Annotated in this window: 12 protein-coding genes; 1 reads left to right on the top strand and 11 read right to left on the bottom strand. The window is 63.2% G+C overall.

The window, feature by feature from the left end; all coding sequences use genetic code 11:
- Positions 1-53: 53 nt before the first annotated feature.
- Positions 54-2327 carry a TonB-dependent receptor gene (locus AC1VVK_RS21535; protein ID WP_482905239.1) on the bottom strand — a complete coding sequence of 758 codons (2274 nt, stop codon included), beginning with the start codon at positions 2325-2327 and terminating at the stop codon, positions 54-56.
- A gap of 410 nt (positions 2328-2737) precedes the next feature.
- Here AC1VVK_RS21535 and AC1VVK_RS21530 point away from each other — a divergent pair, with 410 nt between their 5' ends.
- Positions 2738-4261, top strand: coding sequence for an FAD-dependent monooxygenase (locus AC1VVK_RS21530; RefSeq protein WP_482905238.1), 1524 nt, complete (start codon positions 2738-2740; stop codon positions 4259-4261).
- A 79-nt stretch (positions 4262-4340) separates the two neighbouring features.
- Here AC1VVK_RS21530 and AC1VVK_RS21525 read toward each other — a convergent pair whose 3' ends face one another.
- The 10 genes from AC1VVK_RS21525 to cheB all read right to left on the bottom strand — a co-directional run bounded on the left by AC1VVK_RS21525 (position 4341) and on the right by cheB (position 15176).
- Positions 4341-5168 carry an alpha/beta fold hydrolase gene (locus AC1VVK_RS21525; protein ID WP_482905237.1) on the bottom strand — a complete coding sequence of 276 codons (828 nt, stop codon included), beginning with the start codon at positions 5166-5168 and terminating at the stop codon, positions 4341-4343.
- 291 nt (positions 5169-5459) lie between these two features.
- Positions 5460-6479: an L-histidine N(alpha)-methyltransferase gene (gene egtD / locus AC1VVK_RS21520; RefSeq protein WP_482905236.1), complete on the bottom strand. Its 1020-nt coding sequence runs from the start codon at positions 6477-6479 to the stop codon at positions 5460-5462.
- 1 nt (position 6480) lies between these two features.
- Positions 6481-7770 carry an ergothioneine biosynthesis protein EgtB gene (gene egtB / locus AC1VVK_RS21515; protein WP_482905235.1) on the bottom strand — a complete coding sequence of 430 codons (1290 nt, stop codon included), beginning with the start codon at positions 7768-7770 and terminating at the stop codon, positions 6481-6483.
- Positions 7771-7980: 210 nt separating this feature from the next.
- On the bottom strand, positions 7981-9978 hold the full coding sequence (locus tag AC1VVK_RS21510; protein WP_482905234.1) for a hybrid sensor histidine kinase/response regulator: 1998 nt from the start codon (positions 9976-9978) through the stop codon (positions 7981-7983).
- Positions 9971-10609 (bottom strand): chemotaxis protein CheX, encoded by a 639-nt coding sequence (locus tag AC1VVK_RS21505; RefSeq protein WP_132386071.1) that lies wholly within the window; start codon positions 10607-10609, stop codon positions 9971-9973. Before AC1VVK_RS21505 ends, AC1VVK_RS21510 begins: the two co-directional genes overlap by 8 nt.
- The gene (locus AC1VVK_RS21500) at positions 10606-10989 is read right to left on the bottom strand and encodes a response regulator (RefSeq protein WP_482905233.1); all 384 of its coding nucleotides are present in this window, start codon (positions 10987-10989) and stop codon (positions 10606-10608) included. The genes AC1VVK_RS21505 and AC1VVK_RS21500 overlap by 4 nt, the downstream gene beginning before the upstream one ends.
- Positions 10990-11045: 56 nt before the next feature.
- Complete coding sequence (locus AC1VVK_RS21495) at positions 11046-11312, bottom strand: hypothetical protein (RefSeq protein WP_482905232.1); 267 nt, start codon at positions 11310-11312, stop codon at positions 11046-11048.
- Positions 11309-13282 carry a chemotaxis protein CheA gene (locus AC1VVK_RS21490; RefSeq protein WP_482906752.1) on the bottom strand — a complete coding sequence of 658 codons (1974 nt, stop codon included), beginning with the start codon at positions 13280-13282 and terminating at the stop codon, positions 11309-11311. Before AC1VVK_RS21490 ends, AC1VVK_RS21495 begins: the two co-directional genes overlap by 4 nt.
- On the bottom strand, positions 13282-14100 hold the full coding sequence (locus AC1VVK_RS21485; RefSeq protein WP_482905231.1) for a CheR family methyltransferase: 819 nt from the start codon (positions 14098-14100) through the stop codon (positions 13282-13284). Before AC1VVK_RS21485 ends, AC1VVK_RS21490 begins: the two co-directional genes overlap by 1 nt.
- A gap of 29 nt (positions 14101-14129) precedes the next feature.
- The gene (gene cheB, locus AC1VVK_RS21480) at positions 14130-15176 is read right to left on the bottom strand and encodes a chemotaxis-specific protein-glutamate methyltransferase CheB (RefSeq protein WP_482906751.1); all 1047 of its coding nucleotides are present in this window, start codon (positions 15174-15176) and stop codon (positions 14130-14132) included.
- Positions 15177-15190: the final 14 nt, after the last annotated feature.

The following is a 15190-nucleotide window of genomic DNA, read 5'->3' as shown; positions in this document are numbered from 1 at the left end:
ATTCGGGAACGCCGCGTAAGCAAAGCCCACGGCAGCGCCCCCGAACGCAATTGTCAGAACGTCAGCGTGACGTCGCCAGTGAAGGCGCGTCCGGTCTGGTAGTAATACTGGTCGAACAGCGCCGTCTTGCCCGGGCTGATGTTGGTGACAGGCCGCGCGTTGAACAGGTTGTTGACCTCCAGACCGATCCGGACCGGCCCGATATCGTAGCGAGCCGAGAGGATCGCGGTGTTGTAGCCATTGCTCTTGTAGGCATCCGGCTCGCCTTCGGCGAACCACTGGCGTCCGATATACTTGTCGATCAGCGAGAAGCGGATCGGACCCTGTTTGTAGAGCACGCCTGCCGCCGCCGTATATTCGGGCGCATTGGCAACTTGCATGCGTGGTTCGTCAGGATTGTTGGTCTTGGCATAGTTGCGCGAAGCGTTGGCAAAGACCGCGATGCCATGGTCGAACGCGTAAGTGATCTGACCTTCGACGCCCTTGTACTGTACGGCGCCCTGGTTGAAGTAGACCACGCCTTCGCTGGCCGGTGCGGTCAGGTCTTGCGCGAACTTGTTGGTGAAGTCGATCTTGTAGACATCGGCGTCGATGCTGAGGCTATGGCCGTGATAGACCGCGCCGGCCTGATAGTTGGTCGAACGCTCGGGCTTGAGCGTCGAGAGGCTGGGGTCCGCGACGTAGAGATAGCTCAGCGGCGGCGCAAGGAAACCGCGCGCATATTGGCCGTAGACCGAAAGCTGCGACGTCACCTCATAGTTGACCGTCGCGAACGGCAGATCGACCGTATAGGTGTTGCTGAGCTTCTGCGGATAGCGGGTCGTCTGGTTGTAATCCGCATCGATCCGGCGGTTGAAATTGACGTGCTTGAAGCCAGGCGTAATCTTCAGACCCGCGATCGGCCGCAGTTCGAGTTCGGTGAAGACCTCGGTGTGGTTGGTGTTCGAATTCTGATCGAACTTGATGTTCGCAGGCGTTGCAATGCCGGTTACGGGGTCCTTGACTGCCTTCTCGACGAAGTTCGGGCCGCCGGTGATCAGGTCAACGTCGCGCTGCTGGCGATAGGTGTCCGACCATTCGAGCCATGCACCCGCCGTGATCGCACCGAATCCGAAATCGACGCGGGTCTTCGCGATATTGCCGTACATCCGGTACTGGTTGGTCTTGGTATAGCCAGGAACGCCGAAGGTTTTCGCACCGCCCGGGGTTAGCGTAACCATGTTGGCCTTGGCGATATCGGCCGCGCTCGCCGTCGCGTAGAGCGTTACGTCGTTGCCGCTCAGCGTTTCGTTGTCATAGCTGTAAGTATAGGCGCGATCGTCGAAGGTCGCGAAGGACGAAAGGTTCGCTTCGAACTTCACGATCTCGAAATCGGTGGTCTTGTGGGTATGGTTGTACCCCCAATAAGTCTGCGAATTCGGATCGTTGTTGAGGCTGAAATACTTGCCGAACTGCGCGATCTGGGACTGCGTCGCCCCGTCCTTGTCGGGTTGGTTGAAGTCGTTTTCGTTATAGGTGCCAAGGATGGTTAGCTTAGCGTCCGGCCCGATCGGGATCATGATCTTGCCAAACAGGTTGTTGGACTTGAACGGGCTGTAAGTACGCGCGCCGTCGGAGCCGATGTGCTGGGCGCTCAGCACGACTTCCGCGCCGCCCAACTGCTTGATCGCGCCGCTCTGGACGACGCCGCGCAGCAGCCATGTGTTGTAGCTGCCATAGCTGCCCTTCATTTCGACGCTCGGGTCTTCTCGTGTGGCGCGTGAGAACATGTTGAGATTGCCGCCGAACGTTGCCTGGCCAAGCTGGCTGGCATTGCCAGGACCGCGATCGACCACCAGCGTTTCGACGGTGTTCGACGGGAAGAACGTGTTCGAATGGTGTGTCGGATCGTTGGTGTCGCCGAACGGCACGCCGTCATAAGTGATGTTGTATTCGCCGTCCTGGAAGCCGCGGATCTGGGCCTTGGATTCCGAGAGGCCCACGCCGTTGGCGGCGCCGTAGTTGGAGACGCTGGGCGAGATCAGGGCGATCTGGTTGAAGTCGGCCGTGGCAGGAAGCGAGTCTTCGATGAACGAGCGCGAGACGATCGATTGCGGCTGCGTTGTCTGCAAGGACGCCGTGACGGGCGCGATTTCGTTGGCGCGCGTGGAGGTCACGAGAATGTCGGAGCCCTCGGCAAGGTCGCTCTTCGCCGACGTCTGGTCTTCGTCGCCCACGGGAGGTTTGGCCGCCGTCTCCGCCCTGGCGACACCGGAAAGCATCGGAATCGAGAGGGCGAGCAGGCTCGCGCCGAAAAGGCGCAAATGCGCCCCGGTCTTGCTGGTCATCTTGTGTGTTTTCCCCACGCCGCCATGGCGTGCGACCGCCGCTATGGATGACGTGTGACAGTTTCGTTGCGGAGGCCCGCAGATTGGCGTCTTGTAATGTACATTGGGATAAGCCCCGATGTTCATACGGAATCGAGGTTGAGCCCATAACCTCGAAAAACCGCCATTCACACGCTGACATCGATGCGCCGTTGCCAATCGAGCGCGCCAAAGCTAGATGGATCGCGTCGGAAAAGGCAGACTTGGTCTGGTAAGCCCAAGTCCTTTCGGTAACGAAAGCTCTGGTCTTTGGCCTCGTGCTTGAGATTCCCGCGACGAACCTCGGATGCCATCTGGCCGTCCGACCGTTCGTCCGCGCGGGTTTCGGATTCGGGAAACGCTCCGGTCGAACATCGACATAGGAGTATTTCATGTCCGTATCCCATTCGCAGCTTTACGATGTCATCATTGCCGGGGCCGGTCCCGTCGGCCTGTTTCTTGCCTGTGAACTGCGACTCTTCGGATGCTCGGTACTGGTGCTGGAACAGGCGCATGACGCGGGCTCACCGCTCAAGCGCCTGCCGTTCGGGCTGCGTGGTCTGTCCGTGCCCAGTATCGAAAGCCTCGATCGCCGGGGGCTTCTCGCCGCGATCGAGGCGCGCATGGTCGATCGCGGTACACCGGCCGCTGCCCACTGGATGCAGCAACCCCGCACGCCCGGCGGTCACTTCGCAGGGATCCAGTTCTTCAAGGATCAGGTCGACGCAAGCCAACGGCCATATCGCCTGCCCGGCCCGCTCAGCACTATTGCGGTCGACATCGAGAGCATCGAGGCCGTACTGGCCGAGCGCGCCATCGCCCTTGGGGCTGAAATCCGGCGCGGCTGCGGCGTCCAAAGCTTCGATCAGTCGGACGAGAACATTACCGTCCGCGCGGGCACCGAGAGTTTTCATAGCCGCTGGCTCGTCGGATGCGATAGCGGGCGAAGCACGGTCCGCAAGATCGCGGGCATCGCGTTTGCCGGCACGGAGCCGGAATTCACCGGCTATTCCGCACAAGTAGAACTGGCAGATCCCGAGAAGCTCCGTCCCGGCCGCCACTACACGGCGACGGGCATGTATACTTGCGCGCCGCCCGGTACGATCGCGATGGTCGATTTTGACGGCGGAGCCTGCCATCGCGCCCAGCCTATCACGCGGGAGCACGTCGAAGCGGTGCTGCGCCGAATCTCCGGCACGGATGCCACGGTGGCGGCGCTTGAACTGGTCACCACCTGGACGGACCGCGCCTGCCAGGCGGCCGACTATCGCAAAGGCCGGGTACTGCTGGCGGGCGATGCCGCCCATGTGCACTCACCTCTGGGCGGACAGGGCCTCAATCTGGGGCTGGGCGACGCGATGAACCTTGGCTGGAAGCTTGCCGCCACTGTCCGGGGCGACGTACCGCTGGACCTGCTGGACACTTATGCGCAAGAGCGGCAGCCCGAGGGCGAACGCATTCTCGACTGGTCGCGCGCGCAAGTCGCCCTTATGCGGCCCAGCCCGAGTTCGCGGGCACTCGAGGCGATCATCCGGGGCCTGATGGAGACCGGCGACGGCGCCACCTATTTTGCCGAGCGTGTCTGGGGCACCGGACTTCGCTACGATCTCGCAGAGGACCATCCGCTTGTCGGCCGCAGCGCGCCTGACTTCGCATTGAGTGATGGTACCCGGCTGAACGAACGCCTCCGCAATGGACTAGGGCTGCTTCTGGATTTCGGAGCATGCGGGTCGCTTCAGGCACTTGCCGGTCAGTGGTCCGGGCGGATCGACTATGTGGCTGCCGATGCGAGGGATCGCTTTGGCCTGAGCGCTCTTTTGGTGCGGCCGGACGGTTTCGTCGCGTGGGCGAGTGATGACGCGGTCGATGGAGACTGTATGGCGCCCGCCCTCTCCCGCTGGTTTGGAAATCCCTGAATCCATCTCATGACATGGGGACGAGCGCGGCATCCCGCTCTCGCCCCCATGACGGTCACCGCTTCAACGGCGGCTCGTTTCAGCTTTGGATGAATTCCAGAAGATCCCGGTTGATCACATCGGCATGCGTGGTCGGCATGCCATGCGGGAAACCGGGATAGGAAATCAGCTTGCCGTGCTTCAGCAGCTTGACCGAGCGAGCGCCGGTGGTGGTGAACGGGCAGATCTGATCGTCCTCTCCGTGCATCACGAGCACCGGTACGTCGATCACCGCGAGATCGTCGTAGAACTCGGTCTCGGACAGAACGCGCACGCATTCCCACTGCGCGATCGCAGCGCCCATCATGCCCTGCCGCCACCAGTTGTCGCGGATGCCCTGCGACACCGCCGCGCCCTCGCGGTTGAAGCCGTAGAACGGGATCGTGATATCCTGATAGAATTGCGAACGATGGTACGCAGTGCCGTCGCGAATGCCGTCGACCACTTCCTTGGGAACGCCATCGGGATTGCGTTCGGACTGCATGAAGGTCGGTGGGATTGCACTGATCAGCACGGCCTTAGCCACGCGGCCCTTCCCATATTTCGCGACATAGCGGGTCACCTCGCCACCGCCGGTCGAATGGCCGATGTGGATCGCATTGGTCAGGCCCAGCTCTTCGACCACCGCGAAGGCGTCCGCAGCATAAGTATCCATGTCATGGCCATCAGAGGTCTGGCTGGAGCGGCCATGACCCCGGCGATCGTGGGCGATCACCCGATATCCCTTCGCGAGAAAGAACATCATCTGGCTGTCCCAATCGTCCGCGCTGAGCGGCCAGCCATGGTGGAAGAACAGGGGCTGAGCATCCTTGCGGCCCCAATCCTTGTAGAAAATCTCGGTGCCGTCCGTTGTCGTGATCGTCGCCATTTTCGTTTCCTTCCGCTTGACCGGGAGAACCCGCGTCCGTCCCGCAGTTGAATACCTACGTCGGATGGAACTGCATCGGCATCGGCGCTTCCGACATTATCGGAGCCAAAACCGACATTCGGGGAATAGGATCTAAAGTGGAGCCGCGCGTTAGTCCGTAAATTTACATGGTAATACAGCATCTTGCCCGACCTGATTGCGCGGACGATAGCAACGTTTGATCACGCAGAAGATGGGTAGTTTTGCCCCCAGAGTACTCCGTAGTTGGACGCCGAATGCGGGCGTTGCCGGTCAGGGGCCGCATTCATCGAGCACGGCCTCGGCAAGGATCAGCGCGTAGTCTCCGTTGCCGTCCGTCCAGAGCCGCGTTTCGTTCCAACCGCCCGCCTGAAGCAGAAGCCGCATCTGTTGCGGTGTGTACTTGTGGCAGTTCTCGGTGTGGATCGTCTCGCCTTCGTCAAGCCGGAACGGCTCGCCCGCCACTTCGAAGCTGACGGCATCCATCGCCTCAAGATGCATCTCGATCCGGGTCCAGCCTGCGTTCCAGACGGCACGGTGGCGAAACGCGCCGACCGGTATGGTCCCCTGCAATTCCCGGTTAATGCGGTGCAGGAGGTTGAGATTGAAGCGGGCGGTAATGCCTTCATCGTCGTCATAGGCGCGGATCAGGCGATCCGTGGATTTCACGGCGTCCATGCCGATAAGCAGATTGCTGCCTGCGCCCAGACTGGCGCGCATCGTTCGCAGCAGATCGACGGCGGCCGAAGGCAGGAGATTGCCAATCGTCGAGCCCGGAAAGAAGCCCAGCACCGGCCCGCCGTCCCGGCTTGGGGGGAGCCGAACTGGATCCATGAAGTTCGCCTCTATCGGTACGATCGTGACTTCGGGATAGTCACGGGCCAGCGCGGCGCAGGATTCCGCGAGAAACGCGCCGCAGATCTCGATCGGTACGTACGTCGCCTGCGGCATGGCATCCAGCAGCATCCGGGTCTTGATCGAACTGCCCGAGCCGAACTCCACAATCATCGGCGCCGTCCCGAGCCGGGCCGCCACCAGCGCCGCACACTGCCGGAGCAAGGCGGTCTCGACGCGTGTGGGATAGTAGTCGGCAAGGCCGGTGATCTGCTCGAATAGGCGCGAGCCTTCCAGGTCGTAGAACCAGCGGGCCGGGATCACCTTGCGCGACTGGGAAAGGCCGTGAAGAACGTCCTTCCTGAACGCGGGGTCGCAGTCATCGGCCTTCCTATCCGGCTGCGGAAGCGGAACGGCGGCGCTGGCCGCAAGGGCGAATTCGAAATCACGGGCATGCATGTCACATGCTCCTTGCAAGGCGCAGGCCCGTGAATTGCCAGCGCTGGTGGGGATGGAAGAAGTTGCGATAGGACGCGCGCAGATGACCGCGCGGGGTTGCGCAGCTGCCCCCCTTGAGCACGAACTGGCCGGACATGAATTTGCCGTTGTATTCGCCGACAGCGCCCGGTGCCGTCTGGAAGCCGGGCCATGGGCGGTAGGCCGATCCGGTCCATTCCCAGACATTGCCAAACAGCGAAGTGAACCGGTCCGCCCCGTGCTCGGCGCGCGGCATCACGGGCGCGGCGTGGTCGAGTTGAACGCCTGTCCCCGGATCATAATCGCGGGCAGCCGCTTCCCATTCCTGCTCGGTGGGAAGGCGGCATCCCGCCCACGCCGCAAAAGCCTCCGCCTCGTAGAACGAGATGTGTGTGACGGGGCTTTCATGATCGACCGGCAACCATCCGGAAAGCGTGAAATGCTCCCATTCCCGCCCCTCCCCGCGCCAATAGAGCGGCGACGCCACCCCCTCGCGCCGAGCCCAATCGAGACCGTCCGACAGCCAGAGCGTGGCCGTTTCGTACCCCTTGTCGAGGATGAACTCGATCCACTCACCGTTGGTTACCGGACGGCTTGCAAGAGCATGCGGGGCGAGCCACGTCGAATGCCTCGGCTGTTCGTTGTCGAAGGCAAAATCCGGTCCGTCATAGCCGGCGTCTACGCGGCCCTGAGCGCCTTCGATCCAGTGCATGGGTGCCGCCCTGCCCGGCCCTTCGCTCCCGCTCTGCACCCGATAGACGGGCCCCAGCGGATTGAGCGCAAACAGGTGCTTGATATCCGTCAGCAACAGTTCCTGATGCTGCTGCTCGTGCTGGATGCCCAGTTCCAGCAGATCACCGTGCCGTTCGACAAGCTGCGGCAGAACCGCGACCATCGCCGCGTCAACGCGGCGGCGATAGTCGACGACTTCGGCAAGCGTGGGGCGGGTGAGCATGCCGCGTTCGGGGCGCGGCAGTCTTGCGCCTTCCGCCTCGTAGTAGCTGTTAAAAAGGAAGGGCCAGCGCTCGTCGTAGAGCCGGTAACCCGGCACCTGATCGCGCAACAGGAACGTTTCGAAAAACCAAGTCGTATGCGCAAGATGCCATTTGGCGGGCGAGGCATCGGGCATCGATTGTGCAGCCGCGTCGGCCTCGTTCAATGTCTCAACCAGTTCCAGCGTCAGCGCGCGGACTGCCAGAAAACGCTCGCGAAACGCGCTGTGAGGCAATGTACCGGATCGTCCCGGCCCGGTCCGGCTCGGCAAGCTTGTCATGCACGGCTCCAATTGTAGGTGGCCTGAAACATGCCCCTCCGGGGTCATCAAAGACAAACTAAGCGCGGCTCAGTGCGTTCCCAATCACGCGCAAGTCGCGGACACTCGAACAACGCCAGGCAGCAGAATCTTTCAAAATCGAACGGCGAACATATCGCACCGATAGATCGCGAATATTACGCCTTGTCGGCACCTATCCACGCGTGTGCGTCAGCGGTCGAGCAGTTCGCGAACCTTCGAAGCAAGGTTCTTCATCGTGAATGGCTTTGGCAGAAGCTCCACTCCTTCGTCGAGACGCCCGCCGTGCATGATCGCATCGCGGGTATATCCCGAAGTGAACAGCACCGCGAGCCCTGCCTGACGTTCGCGTGCCAGAAACGCCAGCTCGCTGCCCGACATGCGCGGCATGACCACGTCGGTCATCAGCAGCCGGATCGGCTGTTCGTGCCGCGCCAGCATGCCAAGCGCCGAAGCGCCGTCATGCGCCTCGATCACGCCGTACCCAAGATCCCGCAACGCACCCACTGTATAGGCCCGCACATCGTCATCGTCCTCCACCACCAGGATCGTTTCGGATGGGCTTCCCATCTCGGCCGAGGCGATGAGCTGATCGCTGGACTGTTCCGCTTCGGCAATGCTGCGGGGCAGATAGAGCGAAACGCACGTCCCCGCGCCGGGCCGCGAGGCGATCTGGATGCCGCCGCCCGACTGCTTGGCAAAACCGTAGACCATGGACAGTCCAAGGCCGGTGCCCTTGCCGACTTCCTTGGTCGTGAAGAACGGATCGAACACCTGACCCAATGTCGTCTCGTCCATGCCGGTGCCGGTATCGACGACATCGATCGCCACATAATCACCGGCGGGAATTTCTCCGCCCGGATCGGTCGGCGACGCTGCAGCCGTATCCGACAGGGAGCGGTTCCGTGCCGTGATGCGCAGAGCCCCACCCTCGGGCATGGCATCGCGGGCATTCACCGCCAGATTGAGGAGCGCGTTTTCAAGCTGGTGGGGATCGGCCTCGATCGTCCAGATCTCGTCGGATGCATCGACGGTGATTGCGATGGCTTCGGTGATCGTGCGCAGCAGCAAGTCCGACATGCCCGCCAGCAATTCGGGTACGTTGACCGCACGCGGATCGAGTGGCTGCCGGCGCGAAAAAGCGAGCAACCTGTGGGTCAGTGCGGCAGCGCGCTCGGCGCCTTTCATCGCATTGTCCAGCGCGCGCCGAATGCGCGGGTCTGCAGAGGACTCGGTCCGCCGTATCGCCATGTCCACACTGCCCATGATGATCGTGAGCAGGTTATTGAAATCGTGGGCTATACCGCCCGTCAATTGCCCCACCGCTTCCATTTTCTGGGCCTGGCGAAGCGCCTCTTCGGCCTGCCTGCGCTCGGCCACTTCCATGGCGACGCGGTGCTCCAAAGTGTCGTTGAGATCTCTCAGCGCCGCTTCCTGAAGCTTGGCATAGGTGACGTCGTAGATAACTCCGAGGAGACGGTAACCCGAACCATCGGCATCGCGCAGGACTTCGCCGCGCCGCGCGATCCAGCGCCGTTCGCGGTCTTCCCCCCGGCAGACCTGAAACTCGCCGCCCAGACTGTCCGGCGGGGCAGCCTGACTGCCCTCGGGGATGAGCAGCGGCTCACCCTCGCACAGCACTGCATTGATGGTTCGCACCGGCAGCCGATCGGCCGGGTGCAGGCCCAGCAGCCTGCAAAACTCGCTGGAAACCGAAACCGTGGCGAACCCATCGCTATATTCGAACGTGCCGACCCCGCCCGCGCTCTGGGCGATGCGCAGCCGCTCCTCGGTGCGCTTGCGCTCGGTGACATCCACCAGCAGGCCGGTGAAGCGGACGGGCTGATCGTCATCATCCAGATGGCTCTGCCCGCGCCCATGCATCCACAGCACCGCGCCCGATGGGGAGATGACACGGAATTCCTTGGAGAACAGCGCGGCCCCCGCCAGCATCCCGGCTACGGCAATGCGGATACGTGGGCGGTCTTCGGGATGGATGGCGCGAAAGAAAGCCGAAGTCTCGAACCCGGCGGACAAGTCGTCGCCGGGCAACGCGTACAATTCGGCAAAACGATAGTCGACGTAGAGCCGCTCGCCGACGATATCCCAATCCCAGGAACCGCTGGCGCCCGCTGCCGCAAGCACCGCGCGCAGCTGATCCTGATTCAGGGATTCCCTAGGTTCAGGCATCGTCGCCAACGACGCCCGCGATGAATTCGTCAAGCAGTTCCTTCAATGTCGCCAGCGAGGGAATGTCCATCAGCATCGCGATATAGCCTCGGATGTCCCGCATCCGCACTGCAAAGTCGATATAGAGGAACAGCACCAATCCGCCATTGCCGCCGCGTTCGTCGACCTCGAACAGCATGGCGCCATTGCCGCGCAGCACTTCCGGGATCGTCATCGTCAGCGAGCGGCGCAGCATGTTGGCCATCGTGGCAAGGCAGGAGTTCAGGATGACATTGCCGGTTTCCGCCAGCGCCTCGTGCTCCATCTCCAGCACTTCCTCGGCGCTGAGTTCACCGCCGGTGACGGCGCGGACCAGTTCGAGACTGTTGGTTTCGGGGAAGATCAGCAGGGCCCGGCCTGAAAACGGCCCGGAAAAATCCTGCCGGACCGCGACAAGATCCACCACCTCCCGCTCGCTGATGAGGCGCGCCGCCCGGCTCTGGCTCACCACTTCGATCGACGGGACCGAAAGCAGGACCTGATCCCCGATCATCTTGCGCAGGCTGGACGCCGCCCGGCTGACGCCGATGTTGACGATCTCCGTCAAGGCATCGCGTTCGAGTTCAGAGAGTTCAACCTGCTCAGGTGTCATGCCTTGGCCGTTCTCAGCTTCAGCGCTGCTCCGGACACGAAGCCGGACAACGCCTCACTGGTAACCGGCTTGGCGATAAAGGCAGCGCCCACTTCGCGGGCCTGAGAGATGATCTCGTCCTGGATGTTGGCTGTGATGATCGCAATCGGCATGTCAGGCCTCATAGCGCGCAACTCGGCCGCGAGTTCCAGACCGTTCTTCTCGCTCATGTTGAAATCGACCAGAGCGACATCGACTTTTTCCGTTTCGAGCAGTTCCAGCGCCTGTGCCGCGCTGCCCGCCTCCACTTTCTGCCAATCGGGCTGAAGTTTCCCGAGCGCCTTGGCCGCCACGATCCGCGCCAATTTGCTGTCATCGACAATCATCACATTCACCGACACTTGCGACTCCTCCTTTTATAAATTCAGCTGACTATTTCGGTCTATATCCCGCCCGATTAGGGGCCGGCATTGATTTGTTCGGAAGCTGAAACCCCGAGAATGGGCAGAACGAGGTTCTTCAGAAAAAGATCCTTCGGAAAGCCCTCAAGCGCGGGGCAACATAGCAGCAGGATCTGCGCTACCGCAAAATGGGCGCCTTCCAATTCACCCAGATGGACCACGCGCCCAGCACCTTCCTGCAAGGCCACCAGCAAGGGCTCCGCATCTTCGACGGGACAGTGCCCAACAAGCCGGATCGCCGGGCCATCGACTACCACGCTCATGCCAGCAGCTCCGGCAAATCGAGCACCAGCAGCACAGTGCCGTCCGAGTGAACCGTGGTTCCGCCCACCGCCGGAAGCGCGGAAAGCAGGCCGCTGCGTTCGCGCACAGGCGCATCTAGCCGGTCCCCCAGCGCATCGACCCGAAGCGCCATCGGCTCCCCGCCGGCATCTGTCACCACCAGACGCGCCACCGGCGAGACTATCTCGTCATGCCCGAGCAAGGCGGCCAACGCCACGACCGGCACTGTGCGGTCGCGTATGATGCAGGCATTGCCCTGCCCCAGCGCCTGGATCTCGGTGGCATCGAGACGCAGCGTCTCGACGATCTGGTCCATTCGCAGACCATAGCGCTCGCCCGCCACCGAGACGGTGAGCAGGCGCGTCACAATGGCATTGAGTGGAAGTTGGATCGTCAGCCGGGTACCCTGCCCGGGTTCGCTTTCGATATCGATGGTGCCCTGAAGCCGCTCTACCGCGCGTTGCACGGCATCCATGCCGACGCCCCGCCCCGACACGTCGGTCACCACTTCGCTGGTGGAAAATCCCGGCGCGAAGATCAGCCGAAGCACCTGCCGCTCGCCAAGGTTTTCGGCCGTTTCCGCAGCGATTATGCCCTTGGCGACCGCAGCTTTTCGGATCGTGACCGGATCGATGCCCGCCCCGTCATCGACGAGCGTGGCCACCAGCCTATCCCCCCGCCGCGCAAGTTCCAGTGCCACTTTGCCTTGCGCGGGCTTGCCGCTGCGAAGACGTACTTGCGGGGTTTCGATACCGTGGTCGATCGCGTTGCGGACAAGGTGGAGCAGCGGTTCAAACAGGCCCTCGGCGATCTGCTTGTCCACCTCGATCCCGTCGCCCGACAGCTCGAACGCGACGTTCTTGTCAAGCGCAGAGGCCAGTTCGCGCGCGAGCCGGGGCAAACGCCGGAGCACCGGTTGCAGCGGCACAAGGCGCACGTCGGCCACCGTGGCCGCAAGCGTGCCGACCGCGCGCGCCAGGCCGCTCTGGATCCGCCGCAGTTCGTCGGCCAGCGCCCGGTCGACCTGCTGAGCCTGCCGGGTCACGCCTTCAAGGCCGTGCATGGCAACCGCAAGTTCCCTGACTTCCGCCGCCAACGTGTCCAGCTTGTCCGCCGGAACCCGCAGCATGGTCGCCCGGTCCGCCGAAGTGCTTGCCAGCGTTTCGGCCAGAGCCTCCGTCAGCGCGGAGCCGGACGGCCGCGCGATCTGGGCGAAAGAGACTTGATCCGGGACCATCCGGAACGCGCCCTGAACGGCCTTGAGCGTGCCCCTGGAGACACCAAGAATGCCCATAACGCACTTGAAGGGCTCGATGTCGGCGATTTCCGGCGTTTCGGTGCTGCGAACCACATCGATGGCCAGAAGATCGGGGACTCCCGCCACGAGTGCCAGCGGATCCTCTCCCCGAAAGAAGCATTCGGAATCGGGAATATAGCGAAACGCGGTTGCGGCGCCGTCCAGATCCCGAAACCTGCTGTCCGCCAGCATCGCCCCGAGCCAATCGGGCGCATCGGCTGTTTCCGACGGCCCGGTTTCGGACTCGGTTTCAGACGGCCGCTCGCCGTCTTCCGCCTCATCGTCCTGCAAGCTCTCCGCCAGAGTGGCGGCGCGCGCTTCGGCGTTCGCAGGGAGGGCGCCGCCGTGCTCCATCTCGTCGATCCAGCGGTCAAGCTGGTCGATCACCGCGACCAGCGTCTCCAGATCGTCCCCGCCCATCGCCATCCGCCCGCCGCGCGCGCGATCGAGCCGGGTTTCGGCCGTGTGGAGCAGGTGTTCCGCCGGGCCCATGTCGAACAGGGCCACCGATCCCTTCAGGGTATGGACCGTGCGGAACAGGCTGGACAGCACCTCGGATCTGGCCGGATCGCGCGACAGCAAAGCGAGGTCGCCATGCGCCTGGGCGACAAGTTCGCGTCCCTCGATCAGAAATTGTTCGAGCAGCTCGTCCATCACGGCCGACGATATACGATCGCGTGGTCAAGGCGAACGAGATTGAAGCGCGTGTCGATCCGCGCCATCGATTCGCTATGCCCAAGACACAGGAAACCGCGCGGCAGGAGCGCGTTATAGAGGTGTCCCGCAGCGCTCGCCCGCGATATTTCGTCGAAATATATCAGAAGGTTCCGGCACAGGATGACGTCGAACCGCCCTTGCGACGCCACGGCCGCCGCGTCCACCAAATTGACGTGGGTGAACTGTACGGATTCGCGCAAATCCTTGATGATGCGCCGCTGATGGTGCCGCTCGGGCTCGAAGTAGGCCTCGCGCGCGGCTTCGGGCAGCCGCGCCAGCGCCCGCTTGCCATAGTGCCCGTCCCGCGCCGAGGCGAGCGCGTGGGTATCGATGTCAGATCCCACGATCTCGACATGATAGGCATCGACCATTGCCCAGTTTTCCAGCAGCCAGATCGCGATCGAATAGGCTTCCTCGCCATGGGCGCAGGGCATCGACCAGATGCGGATGCGCCCGCCCGGCGCTTTCGTGGCTGCCAGTTCGGGCAGGATCGCATTGGCGAGCGCGGCGAACTGGTTATCTTCGCGGTAGAAATAGGATTCGTTGATGGTCACCGCGTTGATGAGCGCCTGACGCTCCGCCTCGTCGCCCATCAGGCGGCCGAAATAGGTGCGCATGTCAGCGCTGCCGGTGCGCCGGATGCGCTCGATCAGCCGCCGCTCGATATAGTAGGCCTTCTTCTCGCTGAAGACCATTCCGGTCCACATGTAGAGCAGCGTGCTGACCTGCGCGATGTCCTCATCGGTGGGCGGCATATCCGGCCGGGGCTCCCTTGGCGCGCCGATCACGTCCGTGCCCAATCGCAGAGCTGCCCGGCGATGCTTTCCAGCGGCAGCACCAGATCCGCCCCGTCCATTGCCACCAGCGCGCCCGGCATGCCCCAGACCACCGCCGTTTCCGCATCCTGCGCGATGACATGGCCGCCCTGCTGCCGCATGCGCGCCATCGCCCGCGCGCCGTCGGTTCCCATGCCGGTCATCAACACGCCCACCAGCGCCTCGGCCCCGATGACCTCGCAGGCGCTGTCCACCAGTCGGTCGGCGCTCGGATGCCATGGCAGGTCGGCGCGGGCAGGCGCCGAAAGCGCCACTACGTCCCCGAAGCGGCGCGACATGATCAGATCGGCATCGCCCCGCCCGATATAGGCTGTGCCCGGCTCCAGCGGCGTGGCCGCCGATACTTCGCGGACCGACAAGGCACATTGACGGTCAAGCCGCCGCGCAAGTGCTCCGGTAAAGCTGGCCGGCATGTGCTGCGCGATGACGATCGGCCAGGGGAAATCCGCAGGCAGCGGCTGGAGCAGCGCATCGAGCGCGGGCGGCCCGCCGGTGGAGACGCCCACCAGCACGGCGGCCACGCCCGTCAGCGGATCGTCCGCCAAACGCTGCTTCTTCCCTGCCGACCGCGCGCGGGGCTGGTCCGCCACCCGCGATATCCGTGCCCGCACGCGTTCCGTGAGGCGCCGCGATCGCGGTATCCGCGCGCCTGCCGCCATGCGTACCTTTTCGACAAGGGCCTCGGCGATCCGGTCGATCTCCAGCGAGATCGGGCCGCTGGGCTTGGCGATGAAATCCACCGCGCCGAGCGACAGCGCTTCCAGCGTCTCGTCCGCGCCTTCCGCAGTCAGGGCGGAAACCATGACCACCGGGCAGGGGTGTTCGACCATGATCCGGTCCAGGCAAGCCAGCCCGTCCATGTCCGGCATGTGGACATCGAGCGTCACGACATCCGGGAGGAAAGTGCCCAGCATCGCCAGCGCCTCGGCCGCGCTACGCGCCACGGCCACTTCGAAGCCGTGGCCGGAAAATATCTCGACCAGCAATTTGCGCATGAGCGCGGAATCGT

Source organism: Novosphingobium sp. BL-S-32 (genome assembly GCF_056857055.1).
The sequence above is the reverse complement of the archived record's forward strand: the minus strand, read 5'-3'. Positions and strand labels throughout refer to the sequence as shown.

Bases quoted from the DNA above. Each gene is read 5' to 3' on its own strand.
- AC1VVK_RS21510 (WP_482905234.1), bottom strand. From the start codon at position 9,978: ATGCCTGAACCTAGGGAATCCCTGAATCAGGATCAGCTGCGCGCGGTG.
- AC1VVK_RS21495 (WP_482905232.1), bottom strand. From the start codon at position 11,312: ATGAGCGTGGTAGTCGATGGCCCGGCGATCCGGCTTGTTGGGCACTGT.
- AC1VVK_RS21525 (WP_482905237.1), bottom strand. From the start codon at position 5,168: ATGGCGACGATCACGACAACGGACGGCACCGAGATTTTCTACAAGGAT.
- AC1VVK_RS21490 (WP_482906752.1), bottom strand. From the start codon at position 13,282: ATGGACGAGCTGCTCGAACAATTTCTGATCGAGGGACGCGAACTTGTC.
- AC1VVK_RS21485 (WP_482905231.1), bottom strand. From the start codon at position 14,100: ATGCCGCCCACCGATGAGGACATCGCGCAGGTCAGCACGCTGCTCTAC.
- cheB (WP_482906751.1), bottom strand. From the start codon at position 15,176: ATGCGCAAATTGCTGGTCGAGATATTTTCCGGCCACGGCTTCGAAGTG.
- AC1VVK_RS21535 (WP_482905239.1), bottom strand. From the start codon at position 2,327: ATGACCAGCAAGACCGGGGCGCATTTGCGCCTTTTCGGCGCGAGCCTG.
- egtD (WP_482905236.1), bottom strand. From the start codon at position 6,479: ATGCATGCCCGTGATTTCGAATTCGCCCTTGCGGCCAGCGCCGCCGTT.
- AC1VVK_RS21530 (WP_482905238.1), top strand. From the start codon at position 2,738: ATGTCCGTATCCCATTCGCAGCTTTACGATGTCATCATTGCCGGGGCC.
- AC1VVK_RS21505 (WP_132386071.1), bottom strand. From the start codon at position 10,609: ATGACACCTGAGCAGGTTGAACTCTCTGAACTCGAACGCGATGCCTTG.
- egtB (WP_482905235.1), bottom strand. From the start codon at position 7,770: ATGACAAGCTTGCCGAGCCGGACCGGGCCGGGACGATCCGGTACATTG.